Below are 17718 nucleotides of genomic sequence, written 5' to 3' on the forward strand. Positions count from 1 at the left end.
ATATTGCGACCTACCAGCTCACATATCATCCTTCTTTTTGCCGGTTTGTGGCTATGCGCCTGCAGTACTACCCGTACCGTACCGGAAAACGACCGGCTGTACACCGGCGCCGATGTTAAATGGGATGGCAAGAAACCAAAGGACTACGGCACTTTACAGGAAAGCCTGGAGAAGAATATACGCCCAAAGACCAACCGTAAATTTCTGGGTATGCCTATACGGCTCTGGCTATATAACCTGGGCAATAAGCCCAAAGGTAAAGGGCTTAACCACCTGCTGCGGAATAAATGGGGAGAGCCGCCGGTGTTATTAAGCCAGGTAAAACGGGACTATACCAGCACGGTTTTGCAACAATACCTGGTAGACAATGGCTATTTTCAGGCAGATGTGGTTTCCGAAATAAAAAACAAAGGCAAGAAAAAAGCCTCCGCCATTTATACCGCCACGCCTAATCACCGTTATACGATCAAGAGCGTAACATTTGAGGCAGACAGCACGCAGCTGGGCAAGGCTCTTACAAAAACGATCCCTAAAAGCTCGCTGATCATTGGCGCCCCTTATAGCCTGGACAGCATTAAGGCAGAGCGGGAACGTATACATAATGCGTTGAAAGAACAGGGCTACTATTATTTTACAGCGGATCATCTGCTGATGGAAGTGGATAGTACACAGGGCGGCACAGTGGACATGTATGTTACCGTAAAGCGGGATATTTCTCCCCTGGCGCGGCGGCCTTATTTTATGCGCCGTATTACATTGTACCCTACCTACTCGCTGGATGCAGATACTACCGCCCGTATGAGGGGCGAGGTAACGCTTTACAGGAACTTTGGCGTGGTAGACCCGGAAAGGAAATTCAGACCACGCATGTTCCGCCGTTCCGTATTCCTGCGTCCGGACAGTCTGTACCGCTTAAGCAATCATGAAATAACACTGCAACGGCTTATTGGCCTTGGTACTTTTAAATTCGTAAAAGGCCAGTTCCGTACTGCACGCGATAGCAGCAGGACTGGCGGCCGTGACCGCAGCGATACGGTCCGCTTCCGCACCGGCCAACGGCGTACGCAGGATAGCAGCCAGCCACGTACGCAGGACAGCCTTCGGCTATCCCCACCGCGGGATACTGGTAGCATCCGTTTTCCCCGGGATACAGTGGAAGTGGATGACAGCGGCCAACCCTTGCAGGAAAACCGCCTGGCGGCAGATACCGGCCGCCGCCCCGGCAGGGATACCGCCAGATTTGCCAGCAGATATGCCCGGGATGCTGACCTGCGGGTTATCTCAGATACCGGCCGCCTGGATGCCAGTTTCTACCTCACACCTTATCCACAATACTCTTTGCAGGCAGAGCTGCGGGGTACCTCCAAGTCCAACAACTTTGTAGGCTCAGAAGTAAAAGTCACACAACGTAACCGTAACTGGCTGCGCTCTGCCAACATGCTGGAGATCTCTTTGTCAGGCGGAATGGAATGGCAGGCAGGCGGCGGCCAGTCCGTAATAAGCGGTAACTCCTATAGCCTCAAAGGCGAGGTAGCCGTTACGCTGCCACGATTCCTGGTGCCGTTTAATACATTCAGGATACGCACGCGTTACGTACCGCGTACCCGCATTAGCCTGAGTTATGAACTGTATAGCCGGCAGAACCTGTATAACCTGAATGCGTATACGTTCCAGTACCAGTATCTCTGGCGCCAAACACGCTTCCTGGAACACAACTGGGCGCCTGTTTCCATTACCTATGTACGGCCCACCAACACCACCCTTGCATATGACAGCATCCTGAAGGTGGATCCGGTACAGCGCAGGGCCATAGAAAAACAATTCATCCTGGGCGCCAACTATACCATTACCTATAATAACCAGCTGCCCAACCGTGTGCACAGCTTCTTTATTATGGGTGGAGTAGATGTATCCGGAAATGTGGCAGGCCTCATCGTACCAAAAGGTGATAGCGGCAGGACCATCTTCGGCAATCCTTTTGCGCAATACGTACGCCTGGATGGCGATGTGCGCCACTACTGGCAGTTTAGCAAGGGCATGACCTGGGTGAACCGTTTTTTTGCCGGTTATGGCTTGCCCTATGGCAACTCCCGTTCCCTGCCCTTTGTAAAACAATACTTTACCGGCGGTAGCAGCAGCCTGCGCGCTTTCAGGGCCAGAACGTTGGGCCCCGGCTCTTATCGCGATACCGCCAGCCGCTACCTGGCCAATGAGGCCGGAGATATTAAACTGGAATTTAACTCAGAGCTGCGCGTACACCTGGCCAGCGTGATCAATGCCGCCGTATTTGTAGACGCCGGTAATATATGGCTGCAGAAATCAGATAGCAACCGGATAGGCGGCGATTTCAAGACCAGCCGTTTCCTAAAGGAGATAGCAGTAGGAGCGGGGGTAGGTTTGCGTATAGACGCTTCCATTGTAGTAGTGCGCCTGGATCTTGCCTTCCCTCTACGAAAACCCTGGCTGCCGGAGGATGAAAGATGGGTGATCAAGGATATCCGGTTTGGCGACCCCGATTGGCGTAAGGAGAACCTGATACTCAATATTGCGATCGGATATCCCTTCTAGACGGGAAAACATATAAAGAAAGGAGTATATTTGTGAAACACCCTTTACATGCTGACTAAACGGTACATACGTCACTTCTTTCTATTGGCAGTTTGTATAAGCTGCCTTTGCTCCTGCGCCCGCACCATCACAGAAAGCGGTAAAGCTTCTTATTATGCAGACAAGTTTGAAGGACGCAAGACCGCCAGCGGAGAGATCTTCCATCAATCTAAAATGACGGCTGCCCACCGTACCCTTCCTTTTGGCACTAAAGTAAAAGTGATTAACCTGGCCAACGGCCGCGCCGTTAATGTAAAGATCAATGATCGCGGACCTTTTGCAGAAGGGCGCGTGATAGACCTTTCAAAGAAAGCAGCCAGTAAGCTGGGCATTATTACCACTGGCGTGGCGCCCGTAGAGATCAAATACAAAAAGAAATAGTAACAAGATAATAGTCCACAGCCCGTAAACAATAATAGTTTGTTACAGACCGTGGACTTCTCTTAGGGGTAGGGCTTTTATTAACATTAAGCATGTATCCCCTCTGCGATCTCCTCCACCATTTTTTTACAAAAGGCCGGCAGATCACCCGGGTTACGGCTGGTAACCAATCCATTATCCACCACCACTTCCTGATCCACCCATTGAGCGCCAGCATTAGTTAGGTCAGTTTTAAGACTGGGCCAGGAGGTCACCGTTCTACCGGCCAGTTCACCGGTCTCGATCAGCGTCCATGGGCCGTGGCAGATAGCAGCAATGGGTTTGCTGTCGTCAAAGAAACCGCCTACAAATGCCACGGCGTCTGCATTTGTGCGTAACTGGTCAGGATTTAGTACACCGCCGGGTAACACCAGCGCATCATAATCTTTTGAGTTGGCCTGGTCTATCGTCTTATCCACATCATATTCCCCACCCCAGTTCTTTTCTGCCCAGGCTTTTACTTTACCATCATGCAGTGATATAACATCTACCTGTGCGTCTGCTTCCCTGAGGGCTTCCAATGGTTTTGTGAATTCAGATTCTTCGAATCCATCAGCGACCAGTATGGCTACTTTTTTGTTGCTGAGTTGCTTTTCCATAACAATCCGTTTTATTTTTTGTGAATGAATACGTGGTTATTTTGAACCTATCCGGGTAGAGGTTTCCGGCGCCTTTTCCCGGTAATAGAATAAGTCCTTATTGGCCGGACCGTTAATCACCTTTCCTTTATAAGTAAACCTGCTGCCATGGCAAGGGCAGTCCCAGCTTTGTTCATCGTTATTCCATTGTACAATACAATGCAGATGTGTACATTCCGCTGCTACTACATGCAGATCATCCTCTTCATCGCGGTGCACGCCGTATTTACTATTTCCCAGCTCTACGATCTTTCCCCCACCCTGGCCTATAGACGATAGCTCTACCGCGTCCGCATCGTAAGGATACTCCCGCATATACCGGAACAACCCGCCGGCAAATTCCTTTAACCAGGTTTTGCCAGAGCGGAAGAATTTAAACCGCTGCGGATCATAGATCTTTTTCCACTTATTAACATTCCCCTGTATAAGGTCCGGTATCAACAAAGAAGCAATGGTAGCATGCGTCATTCCGTTGCCGGAATCGCCTGTTACAATAAATACATTGTCTTTGTCTGCCGGGTTACGGCCTATGTAAGCCAGCGAATCCATGGGCTCCATTACCTGACCTGACCAGCGGTAGATGATCTCCGTTATATCAAACTTTTCGCGCGCCCAGCATTCCAGCTGCCGGTAGCGTTCCTCATCCGTTATGTGTTGTGCAAAAGCCAGACCGGTAGCATGGTCTTCTCCCCCGCAGATAAGCAGGTCATGCGTTTCATCGTAGGATTGCAACCGTACATAATGGTAGGGAGGTATATTGGCGTTGGCCTTAAAATCGCCGGTATCCCACCACAAAGCATGTGGAATGGCATCCTTCGCAACCAGCCCGCCTATCACATAAGTACGGTAGGCAAACTGTTTCAGGTGCATCACATATCTATCATTCACCGGCGTATTGGTGGCCACCACCACAAAGGCAGCATCCACCCGGAATCCCTGGTCTGTTACCACACCGGTATGATCGATTTCCACTGCTTTGGTAGCCGTGAATAGTTGTCCGCCGTTTGCGGTGATCGCCTGACAGAGGCCGTGCAGGTATTTTAGCGGATGAAATTGCGCCTGGTTGGCGAACGCCAGGCAGCGCCCACTCCGGGACAGGCCGGGCGCAGCATCCAGTAACTCCACATCCAGTCCCGCTTCGCGGGCAGCCGCATACTCTTTCTGTAAAGATGCTTCCTGGTCCGACGGGTGCAGGAATAAATAACCCGTAACACGTTCAAAGTCACACGAGATGCTCTCATATTGTATTGTTTGTTCAATAATATCTATGGCAGTCCGATGGCTTTCCGCGGCATAGCGGGCGCCCTCTTTTCCAAAAATGCGTTCCAGCTCATAATACCGGTCATCCAGCGCGGTGGCCAGGTGCGCGGTGGTACGCCCGGTTTCGCCACTACCAATATCGCCGTCTTCTATCACTACTACTTTTTTCCCCTGGCGGGTTAACTGGTACGCGATACTGATGCCGGCCATACCGCCGCCTACAATCACTACATCCGTTTCAATAGACCCCTCCAGTGGCATAAACTGCAACGCCGGCAGCGAGTCTATCCAATAACTGCTGTGGATGCCGGAAGTAAGATTACTATCAATTCCCTTATGTTCGTTTTGTTGCGCTTGCTCCATGATCGCACATTTTTCTTCTACCAATAAGCTAACAAAAACGGTTCCTGTTAGAGATGACACTGCCAGGCCATATAATAGCAAGGTTTAACGGGGGGAGAATTACCGGTAGGAGATGTGCATTTTTTTACTCAATGCGGGGAAGGTAAAATCAGTCCTGCTGCCAGGTTACAGCAGGACTGGCAAATATTATCGTAGGGAAGAAGTATCTGTCAGCGATTGCATAAACGCAATTACATCCTGCTGTTCCATTTGACTGAGGTGCAGGGAATCTGTGGAAAGTGTCTGGCCTTCCAGTTGTATGCCCATACCGGCGCCGCCGCCATTGTTATAGAAGTTGATCACTTCTTCCAGGGTATTAAAAACGCCGTTGTGCATATAAGGGGCCGTAAGCGCAACATTGCGCAGGGTAGGGGTTTTAAACGCATACTGGTACAAGGGTATCTGCTGCACCATATATTTTCCGCTATCGGGATCTATGGCTGCTCTGTCTTTCGCTGCCGGTACTCCTATAATCTCCGCTTCCGCCTTTGCAAAATCCGGCGGCGCCACGCCGTTAAAAAGTGGCATAAAATGGCAGGTACCGCATTTGGCTTTACCCATGAAAAGGTTAAAGCCTCTTTTGGCCGCAACAGATAGCTGCGTGGTATCACCGCGCATAAAAGCATCAAAGGGGCTGTTCAATCTTATCAGTGAACGTATATAAGCAGCAATGGCCTGCTGTATACGGTAACTGTTAATATCGCCGGGTGCATTACTGAATGCCACCTGGAATAACTGCCGGTAATCTGCCTGCTGTTGCAGTTTTATTGCGGCGCCTTCCAGGTTGCCATGCATTTCTGCTTTGTTATGCACCACCATATTCACCTGGTCTTCCAGATAAGCTACCCGCTGATCGTAGAACTGTCCCGGTTGCAGCGCCGCATTTAATACCGTGGGCGTATTACGTGTTACCAACGCTTCGCCCGCCATGGGTGCAGGCGTTTTTAACCCATCCGCAAATGCTTTTTGCGGATTATGGCAGGTAGCACAAGAACGCTGTCCGTTATAGGATAATACCGGATCATAGAACAGGCGCTTACCCAATGCTATTTGTGCCGGCGTAAGGGACTGCGCTTTATTGGGCGCATAGAATACCGGGTTAAAGGCACCTTTGGCAAAAGCGTTGGATGCCGCAGGATCCAGGAAGTGCGGAATATCCTTATAAGGAATATCCAACGCCTCCCTGGCCAACTTGAGGTTCACTGTCAATGGATTTAGAAAGGCCGTGGTAAAATGTAAGCGGTCAAACGCATCAAAATCTGTTGCGTGCTCCAATTGCATACGCGCGCTGTTCATCAGCTGCTGCGTATGACTGGCCAGGTCTGGGTTGATGAGCTGCACCCGGGGAGCATAAAAATGCCAAACTGTTTCTACGCCGTGTAAAGCAGCGGCAGCTTCCGGAAGGCTGTACTGCGCTTCCGGCGAGTCAAATCCACTCAAGCCTAATGCGGCTATACGTAGCAACTCCTGCCGCATGGCGTCAAATAATTGCCCATCTGTTAAGGACTGGCTGGCGGCTTTGGATTCCAGCCGGTGCAGGGTACTGCGCAGGCGCAAAACTTCCCGCCGCAACGCAGCGGTATCCGCGGCAGACAGCGTGGGAAAAAGTAATGCTTCTATCACCTGGAACCCTTCCGGCTGTACGATCACTTCTTTTTCGTCCGGCTCTACCTCTGCGAGGTTAGGGCCATTAATAAATTTATCAGTATAGGGCAGATAGTAGGTGCTCAATAATTCCAGTGGCTTATACGCCAGTCTTGCTTTAAAAAAAGCCTGTTGCAAAGCCGCTGTAGATTGATGTTCAGTTATAGCGGTACAAAGGTCTTCTACCCGCTGATCCAGTTCTTCTGCCTGGAATTTATACCAGCTGCCGGCGGCATTGGGCGCCGTGCTGTCTGTCTGTAGGTCAAAAATGCTGTAGGCCAGTATGGCAATCAGTGTAACAGTTATAAGAATAATGCTTATGCGCATAATATGATTTTATCAGTAAAAGACGAAGCGTAAAAGCGGATGCCTGATATATTGACGGTATCCACTTTTACGCTTCACCTTCTTGTCCCTCCTTAGCGTGGCAGGCCTTTGATCACCACTACCTCGCTACCCTGCTTTTCATCAGGGCGTTTGGTGCCGCCATCCACTCCCTTGAAGCTATCATTCAACCAGGTGTGGGGTTGTATACATAAAGTAAAAGTGTTAGGAATACCTATTATATCAGATATATCCACCAGCGAGCCATACTCCCATGAACCAAATTTGGAACCGTTACCACCGTATTTATTATCCGCATCATTACGATGATGATCCAGCTCAAACACCGGCTTTACCTGCTGGTTGCCAATGGTATACTGGTATATATAAGCGTCATGGTCTTCTGTGCCGTATTGGTTAGAATCTTCCTGGATATACACATAGTTTTCCGTTACGCAGATATTATCCGGGTTCTGGAATTTATTGGCCGGGCCGTTGTCGTCGTCCCCATCCAGTATCACTTCCAGCTTACCAGTTAAAGGATCGTTCTCATTAAGCCGCAGGCGGTACACGCGGCCAAATTTTGTGCGGGAGGCGTCTGCATTAACACCGGTAGTTGCCTGACCGGTAACGGTGAAATAGGTTTCACGGCCATTGGCAGCGTTGCCCTTGCGATAGTCTATATCTTCTACACGGCCAAACTTAATGGCCTTCAGCGGGTCTGTCATATCTGCTACCTGCTGGCCCGTGAGGGTTTTATCGTAGGTCACAAATTCAACATCATAAGTAGACCCCACTTTCATATCCACTTCACGCTGATTGCCATCTTTACGGCGCAGCAGGTACTGCTGGCCATTCTGCAGATCGCCCACCGTGTTGCTCATGTACAGGAACACTTGTCCGCCGGATGCATCTTCTGCGTCTTCTCCAATAAGGATCACCGTTTTACCGGCATAAGTTCCTTTGGGCAGCGGTACCGCATTTTCCGCGCTGCGGTATCCCAGGGCTTTGAGCTCATGCCCAACGGAAGGGTTACCCACAGCGGCCAGCGGATCCAGACCATGCACATTACCTTCTACATTGCTTTCGCCACAGGTAAGATACAGCGGTCCAAAACCATGCTCTGCCGGTGTGGCCATGGTGGCGGAACATAAGCGCCATTGACCGCCATCGGAATTCAGCAGGTATTCCCCTTTTACCGGTTTAAAGGTTTTGTCCAGCGTAACGCGGGATACGGAATAATTGTCTTCCTGGTTCACCAGCATTACGTAGTTATCCCCTTGTTTCAACAGACCGGAGCCATCAGCAGAGCCGCCAAAGGTATACTCCGGGCTTTGTGACAACTTGTCTTCACTGCTGATAAGGGAGAATACTTCCAGGCTTTCAAAACCGGTTAGCTTTTTGAGGAAGGCAGGTGTAACAGATTGGTTTTTCAATTCAATTTGTTCATTGGGAGGTGGATTGCCGCCACCGTTGTCGTCTTTGCCGCAGGATAAGAACAGCATGCCTGCTGCGAGGCCCATACCGGGCAGGGTTTTTCTAAGATTGACAGTAAACATGTTTGACAGAATATATTTTAGTTCAAGGTAGGGGTCCAATGTTATGCCCGGGTTACCGTAACTTTAACTTAATTTAAACCCTGAAAAAAAGAGAAAAGGATTGCAATTTTACATAATTGATCACCAGTTATGGCCAAACGAATACTGCCCATCCCACATGCGTTGAATCCCTTCAAACCAAAGAAGCAACGCATCATGAACTACAACCCGGTTACCGGCATGTCATCCCGTAAACCGGCGGAAGTTGTTAAGATCACCGTATTTGATAATTCACCGGACCATGCGGAAGAGGTGGTAGTGCAGCATGTAGAGCAGGCCTTCCATTACCTGGAAACGCCCGGCACCAGCTGGATCAATATTGATGGTATCCGTAAGGAAGAGGTGCACGCCATCTGTACCCGCTATGGCGTTCATTACCTGATAGAGGACGATATCCTGAATGTTGGGCAGCGTGCCAAGATGGATGAGATGGGAGAACAGCTGTTCTGCGTGCTGCCTATGATCTACTTTAACCCAACGGCTTGCACCATAGAACAGGAGCAGGTTAGTATTGTGCTGGGAAAGAATTTCGTGATCTCCTTCCAGGAAGATATAAAGCGGGATGTATTTGATCCCATCAGGGACAAGCTGCGGTTCAACGGATCCCGCATCCGTAGCGCCGGCGCGGATTACCTATGTTATGCCCTGCTGGATGTGATCATAGACAGTTACTTCGTAGTGCTCGATAAACTGGGCGAGCGTATAGAGCTGATGGAAGACGTGGTACAACATGAGGCCAATAACCGTACCCTTGCCCGTATTAACCTGTTGCGCCGGGAGCTGTTACTGTTCCGCCGCGCTATTTCGCCGGTACGGGAATTAGTGAACGGATTCCTGAGAAGTGAAAGTGACCTGCTCAATGAACATAACACCAAATACTTTAAGGATGTGTTTGACCATATTGTGCATTGTAGTGATCTTACGGAAAACTACCGCGATATGGTAATTAACCTGCAGGAGCAATACCATACACAGCTGAATCTTAAAATGAATGAGGTGATGAAGGTGCTGGCCGTGGTAACCACGCTGATGGCCCCACTTACTGTAATTGCGGGCATTTATGGTATGAACTTCGATAATATGCCGGAACTGCATTCGCCCAACGGCTATTTCGTTACCATTAGCATTATGGTGGTGATACTGATAATTATGATCTTTTTATTTAAGAAGAGGGGATGGTTTTAGAGATCTTCGTTTTCCCAGTTCTCCAGTAGTCTTTGCTCTGTGTCATATTTCCAGATCACTGGATGCAGCTGGTCGTGCTCATCATAGATACCACCAGCTATAAGTATAGTGTGATTGTTTATCCACACCGCCTCTATGATCATGGTGGTTGTACCAACAAATAAGATACGTTCCCTTTTCTTCGTTTGTACATTGACGAGAGCCACCTCCATATCCGGGTCACCTCCTTCGAGCGCTATTTTGCCGTCCCGTCCCTTGTGTATGATAGTATTGTAGCTTACCATGTCCACTACCTGTGTGCTATCGGGACTGTAAACAAAGAATGGTTTATATTCCTCAAAGCGGTCAGCTTCCATCGTAATGGTATCCAATGCAGCAATGGTATCCACATTTGTACGCACCAAACTATCTGTTGCAGATCTGCCCATCATACTGCTGTCTATCCATCCTTTCCATTGTATCAACCGCTGTTCTGCCCAGTTTCTCAGGGTATCGTTGGCATTAGGTGTTGGTATCTGCGTAGTAGTTGTGTCAGCTGCCGGCGAAGCCGGTGTTTTGTTAGTGTTACAGCCATTGCAGGCTTGTAGCAAACAAATTACTACCAGCAGGCTTACCAGGTAAGCGGGTATATATTGGGTATTACGCATCCGCGAAACAGTTGAGCTTATTTTTTCTTATAGATGGGAACAGTAGAGCAGGGCTCTCCATACATAATGCTCTTAACAACCGGCCGTAGCAAACGGGTGATCTCTACATAGGCCGCTTCGCCGGCGCCTTTATCTCCACAACCTTTGATCACGATCCGTTTATCCACATATTCTGCCGTATCGATCTTGCCCAGGTTCTGGAGGAACAAGGTCTTAAATACAAAATCTGCATCTCCAAATGCTGCGTAGTGCACTACCGGCTCCAGGTAGGTCATGATCAGCATATAGGCCCACATGGGAACAACCGCATCTGCCGTACATGTGATGGCTACATTCTTATTACGGTATAACTCCCAATCAAGGTCTTGCATAGCTGCACGGAAATCTTTTTCCTTTAGTATCAACCCCATGAACAGGTGATCCTTTATATCAAATACTACCACCTCTTCTTTGGGATAATAGTCTTCCAGATCCAGCGTAGTGAGCGCACTTTGCGCTACTTTATTAACAATCTCGTCCATATTAACTCCTTTTTCCGCATACAAATTTACGGAATATTCGCCAGTCGCGCCTGTGCCCTGCCAGCGGCGGGGTAAACAAAAAAGCCCTCCGCATGCGGAGGGCTTTTTTGTTATAATAACTTGCTAATTAATCAATTAAAAGAATTTACCACGGTTATCTTTTACGCTGCTCTGTTTTTTCAGTACTTCAAACAGTTGCTGGTCAAGCATACCTTTTATATTCTGCTCATAGGCGCTACGCTGCACACTCAGTTCCTGTACCGGTGCGCCGGTAGGCTGGTAGCTATCAACCTTGATCACGTATACGCCTGCAGTACCTTCGATAGGGGAAGATGATTTAGCAGTGCCCCAGCTTTTATTAAAGGCGGCGCCTACTACTTTAGGCTCAAAGCCCAGTGAAGGAATAAACGGCGTACCAAAGGTAACATTCTCTGCTTTCAGCACTGGCTGGTTCGCATTTTTAGCGGCAGCATCTATGCTGGCAGGATTGTTCAGTTTCTCGATCAGCTGTGTAGCTTTCTTCTTTTTCTTCACTTCTGCTTCTACCTGGGGCCTTACCTGATCTACGGTAGCGGTACCTTCCTGGCGGATGCCTGTTAATACGCCTACTACATATCTATCTTCAAAAGTAAATACGTTGCTCACGTCTCCTTTCTTGGCGTCATATGCCCAGCGAACCAGGTCGCGTGCCTGTCCGATACCGGTGATCACAAAATCCATAGGGCGCAGGTTATCTGCCAGGCGTTTGTTATATCCTTTTTCCTGTATGGTCTTGTCAAAGGTTTTCTGGTCATGGTTCTGACCGGCAAATTCACTGGCAGCAGCATAAGCTTTGCTGTCTGTTTCTTTGCTGGCGTCAACCGGTTTGCTCAGGTAGGCTACTTTCAGCGCAGGACCAAAATTCTTCTGGTCCATCACTTCTATAATATGATAACCAAACTGGGTCTTTACAACATCCAGTTTACCCTTAGGCTGGTCAAAAGCGAAATCTTTAAATTCTTTTACAAAAGGCGTAGCGGGAGTGATATCATATTCGCCGCCGGTGTTCTTACTACCCGGATCATCAGAATACTGGGCCACCAGCGCTTTGAAATCAGCGCCGCCCTGGATAGCATTCTTAATGCTGTCTGCACGTTTGTGTGCGATAGAGTCTGGCAGGCCTTGTTGTGTGCTTACTAATATATGACGCACCTTAACGCTGTCCGGCATTGTTTTACGATCGATCATCTTTGCCAGCACCAGCATATTATTATCTACGTAAGGACCATAGATAGTACCTACCGGCAGGTTAGCGATCGTATCTTTCTGCGGCACCATCAGTGCAGTTTTAGATACGTATCCATCGTAGTATTTAATCTCGGAGTTGCGGTTAACGAACCCTTCGATATCATCTGTGGTATCCATTTCCGCTTTCAGTTCCGCCAGTTGCTGGAGGGCAGCGGCGGTATCTGCGGCAGAAGGCAAGGCATCAAAAGAAACATAGGCTACCTGGCGGGCTTCCTCTGTTTTAAATAATGACTTGTGTTCATTAATATATGCACTCAGTTCGTTGTCAGTTACCTTAATAGTAGAATCAGGAATATTGGAGTACGGTATATTTATATAAGATACCGTAGCGCTCTGGCTATTATCCTGCTGCTGTTGTGCGGCCAGCCACTTGGGATAATACACGGCCTGTTTTACCAGGGTCACATATTTTTCCTGCAGCTGGGATTTGGTGATAGCGTCTTCTATCTTCAGTACCTCCTGGCGCATTCTGCCGGTTTGGTCCTGACCAATGTTCTGAGCGATCTGCTGTACCATGGTAGGATCATACTGGCCCGTTTGCGGGTTGGTGAATTGTTGAACAACAATAGGATGAGGATTTTTACCAAAGATCAGATCCTTTACTTCTGCTTCGGTAACATTTATGCCCAGTTTATCATACTGTACCTGCATGATCTGCTCATTCAGGAATTGGTTCCATACCCTTTCGCGGATGTACTGGCGGGTTTGTTCATCAACAGTACCATTAGGCATCTGCTGACGCATACCATTTTCCTCAGACTGAATACGTTGCTGGTATTCTGCAACGTCTAGTTCCTGACCATTAACTTCTCCTACAGTAGTGGAACGACGGAATAGGGAATTTCTGCCAAAGAAGGCATCCTGCAGCAGGAAACTTACAATAGCTACGCAGATGACCACGACGATCACTACAGCATATTTGTCCCTGATTTTCTGAATAACTGACATAATATTATATAGTATAAATTTTTAGGGAAAGCAAAAATAGAATAAAATAACTGTAACTGCAAAACAGTATTTTTTAGGCCCAAATTCAATACAGTAAAGGATTTCAGCCTTATTTCCACCTTTCTTTCCTTTAGGTTGATTCACAGGTTATCCACATTTTAACGTTTTTTAATGCATTTTATGCGGATAAATGTGCATTTTATGAAGCTGGCCATGAGCCAGCATCTGCCGTGATCAGGCAGCTGGAGATTTACCCGGTGGTTATCCACAATTGGCTGGAAAATATCGCTTCATCCACATAAAAATGTGTATAAAGGCAGTTTCAACAATGCGCAAACCAGGTCATCCGGATTTCACTGTTGAGTGTATATTTATCCACAGAAACTGTGTAAAACCGGCGGATAACCCGGCTAAACCATGGGAAGAATGCTGGTTACTCACAGGTAAAACTAAATTTGTTAATGTGCCTGGCAGTTGTCCGGGAGGTAAAAGCCCCTTTTTGGGAAAAGTTAGGGGCTGCTGTTAACACTTTCTTAATATAGGCACCCCTGAAAAGATGTTCACGGAAAACGATATCCACGGGTGTGGATGAAGCAGGTAAAATCCAATAGCAGAGCGGAAAGAGCCTGTTAATTTAATGTGGATAGACGAGTAAAAAGGAATAACAACTAACTTTGTATCTGACCGGAAAATTTGATTTCCACATATTCACCCCCCTAATAGTAGTGGGTTTTTCTTTTTTAAATAAATAACTAAATATATAATTATGATTAGGGAGCTAGCCGAAGCGAAAAAAAATTTGCAACGGAATGGATTTTTGGATGTGCCCGTAAATGTGAACCTGGATCTGTTTGCGGAGATCGAAAGATTGAAGAAGGAACGGAACGCAATTGTACTGGCGCATTATTACCAGGAACCGGATATCCAGGATGTCGCAGACTACATTGGGGATAGCCTGGGCCTTAGCCAGCAGGCCGCCAAAACCGATGCTGACATTATCGTATTTGCCGGCGTGCATTTTATGGCAGAAACCGCCAAGATCCTGAGCCCGCAGAAAAAGGTGCTATTGCCGGACCTGAAAGCCGGCTGCTCGCTGGCGGATAGCGCACCGCCGGAGCTGTTCCGGAAGTTTAAGGAGAAATACCCGGATCACCTGGTTATTTCGTACATAAACTGCTCCGCAGGTATCAAAGCGCTCAGCGATATCATTTGTACGTCTTCTAATGCCGAAAAAATCATCGAAAGTGTTCCGAAGGGACAACCTATCATTTTTGCCCCTGACCGGAATTTAGGCACCTATCTGATCAAAAAAACGGGTAGGGACATGGTGCTCTGGAATGGCGCCTGTATGGTGCACGAAATATTCTCGCTGGAAAAGATCACCCGTTTGAAAGTAAGGCACCCGCAGGCCAAGGTAATAGCCCACCCGGAGTGTGAGGCGGCGGTGCTGGAGATAGCGGATTATATAGGCTCTACGACCGGTTTGCTGAAGTTTACGCAGCGGGATGATGCCCAGGAGTATATTGTGGTAACTGAAACAGGTATCCTGCATCAGATGGAAAAAGAGAACCCTGGTAAGACCTTTATTCCTGCTCCGCCCAACAATGCCTGTGCTTGCAATGATTGTCCGCATATGAAACTCAATACTTTAGAAAAGCTGTACCTGTGTATGGAATATGAAGAGCCTGAGATCACCATGGATGAGCAGCTGAGGATTGCGGCCAAGAAGCCGATAGAGCGGATGTTGGAAATTAGTGCCCAATATGGATTATAATCTATTGTTAATCAATATATTGTATTGATTATTTATATTTAGCAAAATTTTAGCAAACCAAGGCCCTGAGCATGCGTTATACGGCGCATGCTCGGGGCCTTGTACTATGCGGATGATTCTAAAGGGCTTCCCAGGGAAGGCGCTGAGAATGCGTTGACCGCATAACCCTCGTAGTGGCCTACAGGCTTATACCATATAGCCGATTCTCAAGGCCTTTCCGCAGGAAGGCCTTGAGAATGCATTATAGGACGTGGGTATGTGGGCTTATATGATACAACGTATTCTAGAGCGCTTTCCACGTGGAACATAAATTTGAATATGTGGAAAAAAGATATGCCTCGCACCTGAATCTAAAAAGGTTTGGTTACTCGTAAGTTTACTATAACTGATCCCCGGAAAAATCTCTATAATATGAAAGCTAAATTTAAAGTGGGGGATGTCGTGAAAGTTAAATCCGGCAGTCCTCACATGACTATCAGTGGACTTAGTACCAGGTTCAAATCGCTGCAGGAAGAAGGCGCCAGGATGAAGAGATTTGACGGTATTTATTTTTGCACCTGGTTTCAGGATAACCGGGCCTTCCATGACAAGTTTCAGGAAACGGTACTGGAGTTAGTGGGGCAGGAGCAATATGGTGCGCGGGGAGAAGCGCAGAAGAGTTTAACCCATATCTGAGAGACTTACCCCAAACAAAGTCTGCGGTACACTTAAGTAAGAATTTATTGATGCGCTTTTAAAGAAGGGCAATGGGAAAATTGTTGTGTTAAATTTCTTCCACCCAGATAAAGTCTGCTTCAGTTTTGCGGAGCGATAAATTATAGCCGGCTACCATAATGGAGATAGGATCTCCCAGTGGGGCCACTTTTTCTATTTTCACGGTTTCACCGGGAACGCAACCCATTTCCATTAATTTGATATGGAGATCATCTTTTTCAAAGGAAGTGATGACTGCACTTTTACCAATAGCCAGAGATGATAATTTAATCGGACCTTTACTCATTTCACAAAGTCGTTTATAATTGGAATACACAAAGGTACCTTGTGAAACTCAATCGTCAAAAAACGCGGAGTCCGGAATAGGAAATTTCACTTTACTTTTACATCCGTTTTGAAAAGGATATGGCAATACATTTTACACCGTTAGAGGTTAGCGTGAGCATTAAACAGAAGACCAGGCTGAAAGTATTTCTGAAAAGTATATTTGAACGGGAGGGACAGCAGCTGCGTGGTCTGCAATATGTTTTTTGCAGTGATGCCTATCTGCTGGAGATGAATCAGCAGTTTTTGCAGCATGATACGTATACGGACATCATCACTTTTGAGTTGAGCGAAGTGGAAGATGAGACGATGGGGGAGATCTACATTAGCATTGACAGGGTGAGGGAAAATGCAGCTAAGTTTAAGGTGAGTGAAGAACAGGAATTGCACCGGGTGATTTTTCATGGGGCTCTGCATTTGTGTGGGTATAAGGACAAGTCGAAAGATGATGCGGCTTTGATGAGAAAGAAGGAGGATGAGTGTTTGGCGGAGTATTTTGGGAGTTAAGTGTTCAGATTCTTTAAGATGCCGGAAAGGTGATAACTGGATTTTAATTGTGTTGATTAACCCTGGATATTTAGTGGATTGTATTAATTGCTGCATTTTTATAAAATGTCTGCGCGGTGCAGATGTGTTTGTTAATCCCTGAATTTAGTTTAGCGGCGATGTTTGTTTTTCTTCAATCTTCAAGGTTGGCAGTTTCAGAGATATAATATTTGTGCTTTTCTCTTAATAAAAATTTCAATGCGTGTTTAGCGGAGGTTAATCTGATTTGAGAAGGGAGATTTTCAAATGTTTTTTGTGGTTACGTATTGTTAGCGGGATGTCGTCATGTTCCTGGTTTATTTTTTTCTTATGTGGAGGCAGCGGTTTTCTCACAAAGTTATGGGGAGGTTTTATAGAGACGGTTCCTGGACCTCAATTTGGATGAGGCGATAGAAATGAGGTGTGCGGATTATGAATCTATAATTTGGAGAGCCGCCCAAAGTTATGATGTTATGCAACCGGGGAACATCACTGGTCAAGAAGATTGGTAGATGAGGCAGGTAATGTGTCGATGGTGGTTAGTCAATATGTTGTCCTTTTTCTCCTGTGGAATCTAACATTGGACATTGGTTCCTTAAGGTGATGTTAGTCGCCGGTCTTAGATACTTGATACACTTTTTTAGGGTGGAACACTGAAGTTCCTACTTTGTTCGGTTCGTTTTTACTTTGGAATGTATTTATTTGGTTGAGAAAGATACCTGGTTGTACACCTGGATAGTAGAAGGGGATGCAAATTTTTGGGGATTCTTTCTCCGGATAACTGGTTTGGGAACTGCTTCCTGGTTGGTCTGCCTCAATGCTTTTTGTGAGGACGCGTCTTTTCTCTTTTTCTGACGTTGATTGACCACCAGGTATGGATCCAGTGTTACTTGGATGGTG

14 protein-coding genes are annotated in these 17718 nt (G+C 47.3%); 6 read left to right on the forward strand and 8 right to left on the reverse strand.

Annotated elements, in window-relative coordinates; genetic code table 11:
- Positions 1-3: 3 nt before the first annotated feature.
- Complete coding sequence (gene tamL / locus F0L74_RS03235; protein ID WP_149836386.1) at positions 4-2568, forward strand: translocation and assembly module lipoprotein TamL; 2565 nt, start codon at positions 4-6, stop codon at positions 2566-2568.
- 48 nt (positions 2569-2616) lie between these two features.
- Positions 2617-2988 (forward strand): septal ring lytic transglycosylase RlpA family protein, encoded by a 372-nt coding sequence (locus tag F0L74_RS03240; protein WP_149836387.1) that lies wholly within the window; start codon positions 2617-2619, stop codon positions 2986-2988.
- Positions 2989-3074: 86 nt separating this feature from the next.
- On the opposite strand, the gene F0L74_RS03245 is transcribed toward F0L74_RS03240, so the two are convergent.
- The 4 genes from F0L74_RS03245 to F0L74_RS03260 all read right to left on the reverse strand — a co-directional run bounded on the left by F0L74_RS03245 (position 3075) and on the right by F0L74_RS03260 (position 8854).
- A complete protein-coding gene (locus F0L74_RS03245) occupies positions 3075-3626 on the reverse strand; it encodes a type 1 glutamine amidotransferase domain-containing protein (RefSeq protein ID WP_149836388.1) in 552 nt (183 codons plus the stop codon).
- A gap of 36 nt (positions 3627-3662) precedes the next feature.
- Positions 3663-5288 carry an FAD-dependent oxidoreductase gene (locus F0L74_RS03250; protein WP_149836389.1) on the reverse strand — a complete coding sequence of 542 codons (1626 nt, stop codon included), beginning with the start codon at positions 5286-5288 and terminating at the stop codon, positions 3663-3665.
- Between the two features lie 186 nt (positions 5289-5474).
- Entirely contained in the window at positions 5475-7298 is a 1824-nt protein-coding gene (locus F0L74_RS03255) for a cytochrome c peroxidase (protein ID WP_149836390.1), read from the reverse strand.
- Positions 7299-7390: 92 nt separating this feature from the next.
- On the reverse strand, positions 7391-8854 hold the full coding sequence (locus F0L74_RS03260) for a PhoX family protein (RefSeq protein WP_213086877.1): 1464 nt from the start codon (positions 8852-8854) through the stop codon (positions 7391-7393).
- A 129-nt stretch (positions 8855-8983) separates the two neighbouring features.
- Between F0L74_RS03260 and corA the strand changes: the two genes are divergently transcribed.
- Complete coding sequence (gene corA / locus F0L74_RS03265; RefSeq protein WP_149836391.1) at positions 8984-10078, forward strand: magnesium/cobalt transporter CorA; 1095 nt, start codon at positions 8984-8986, stop codon at positions 10076-10078.
- Here corA and F0L74_RS03270 read toward each other — a convergent pair.
- The 3 genes from F0L74_RS03270 to F0L74_RS03280 all read right to left on the reverse strand — a co-directional run bounded on the left by F0L74_RS03270 (position 10075) and on the right by F0L74_RS03280 (position 13481).
- Entirely contained in the window at positions 10075-10725 is a 651-nt protein-coding gene (locus tag F0L74_RS03270; protein WP_149836392.1) for a hypothetical protein, read from the reverse strand. The two genes, corA and F0L74_RS03270, sit on opposite strands and share 4 nt — an antisense overlap.
- A 17-nt stretch (positions 10726-10742) precedes the next feature.
- Positions 10743-11246: a DUF2480 family protein gene (locus tag F0L74_RS03275; RefSeq protein ID WP_149836393.1), complete on the reverse strand. Its 504-nt coding sequence runs from the start codon at positions 11244-11246 to the stop codon at positions 10743-10745.
- Positions 11247-11381: 135 nt separating this feature from the next.
- Positions 11382-13481: a peptidylprolyl isomerase gene (locus F0L74_RS03280; protein ID WP_149836394.1), complete on the reverse strand. Its 2100-nt coding sequence runs from the start codon at positions 13479-13481 to the stop codon at positions 11382-11384.
- 766 nt (positions 13482-14247) lie between these two features.
- Here F0L74_RS03280 and nadA point away from each other — a divergent pair.
- Positions 14248-15255 carry a quinolinate synthase NadA gene (nadA, locus tag F0L74_RS03285; protein WP_149836395.1) on the forward strand — a complete coding sequence of 336 codons (1008 nt, stop codon included), beginning with the start codon at positions 14248-14250 and terminating at the stop codon, positions 15253-15255.
- A gap of 411 nt (positions 15256-15666) precedes the next feature.
- Positions 15667-15930: a YodC family protein gene (locus F0L74_RS03290; protein ID WP_149836396.1), complete on the forward strand. Its 264-nt coding sequence runs from the start codon at positions 15667-15669 to the stop codon at positions 15928-15930.
- An 88-nt stretch (positions 15931-16018) separates the two neighbouring features.
- On the opposite strand, the gene F0L74_RS03295 is transcribed toward F0L74_RS03290, so the two are convergent.
- Positions 16019-16255: a FeoA family protein gene (locus F0L74_RS03295; RefSeq protein WP_149836397.1), complete on the reverse strand. Its 237-nt coding sequence runs from the start codon at positions 16253-16255 to the stop codon at positions 16019-16021.
- Between the two features lie 119 nt (positions 16256-16374).
- Here F0L74_RS03295 and ybeY point away from each other — a divergent pair, with 119 nt between their 5' ends.
- Positions 16375-16800 (forward strand): rRNA maturation RNase YbeY, encoded by a 426-nt coding sequence (gene ybeY, locus F0L74_RS03300; RefSeq protein ID WP_149836398.1) that lies wholly within the window; start codon positions 16375-16377, stop codon positions 16798-16800.
- Positions 16801-17718: the final 918 nt, after the last annotated feature.

Source organism: Chitinophaga agrisoli (genome assembly GCF_008386695.1).
Lineage (GTDB): Bacteria > Bacteroidota > Bacteroidia > Chitinophagales > Chitinophagaceae > Chitinophaga > Chitinophaga agrisoli.

Bases quoted from the DNA above. Each gene is read 5' to 3' on its own strand.
- ybeY (WP_149836398.1), top strand. From the start codon at position 16,375: ATGGCAATACATTTTACACCGTTAGAGGTTAGCGTGAGCATTAAACAG.
- F0L74_RS03260 (WP_213086877.1), bottom strand. From the start codon at position 8,854: ATGTTTACTGTCAATCTTAGAAAAACCCTGCCCGGTATGGGCCTCGCA.
- F0L74_RS03245 (WP_149836388.1), bottom strand. From the start codon at position 3,626: ATGGAAAAGCAACTCAGCAACAAAAAAGTAGCCATACTGGTCGCTGAT.
- F0L74_RS03280 (WP_149836394.1), bottom strand. From the start codon at position 13,481: ATGTCAGTTATTCAGAAAATCAGGGACAAATATGCTGTAGTGATCGTC.
- F0L74_RS03275 (WP_149836393.1), bottom strand. From the start codon at position 11,246: ATGGACGAGATTGTTAATAAAGTAGCGCAAAGTGCGCTCACTACGCTG.
- F0L74_RS03240 (WP_149836387.1), top strand. From the start codon at position 2,617: ATGCTGACTAAACGGTACATACGTCACTTCTTTCTATTGGCAGTTTGT.
- F0L74_RS03255 (WP_149836390.1), bottom strand. From the start codon at position 7,298: ATGCGCATAAGCATTATTCTTATAACTGTTACACTGATTGCCATACTG.
- corA (WP_149836391.1), top strand. From the start codon at position 8,984: ATGGCCAAACGAATACTGCCCATCCCACATGCGTTGAATCCCTTCAAA.
- F0L74_RS03250 (WP_149836389.1), bottom strand. From the start codon at position 5,288: ATGGAGCAAGCGCAACAAAACGAACATAAGGGAATTGATAGTAATCTT.
- F0L74_RS03290 (WP_149836396.1), top strand. From the start codon at position 15,667: ATGAAAGCTAAATTTAAAGTGGGGGATGTCGTGAAAGTTAAATCCGGC.
- nadA (WP_149836395.1), top strand. From the start codon at position 14,248: ATGATTAGGGAGCTAGCCGAAGCGAAAAAAAATTTGCAACGGAATGGA.
- F0L74_RS03295 (WP_149836397.1), bottom strand. From the start codon at position 16,255: ATGAGTAAAGGTCCGATTAAATTATCATCTCTGGCTATTGGTAAAAGT.
- F0L74_RS03270 (WP_149836392.1), bottom strand. From the start codon at position 10,725: ATGCGTAATACCCAATATATACCCGCTTACCTGGTAAGCCTGCTGGTA.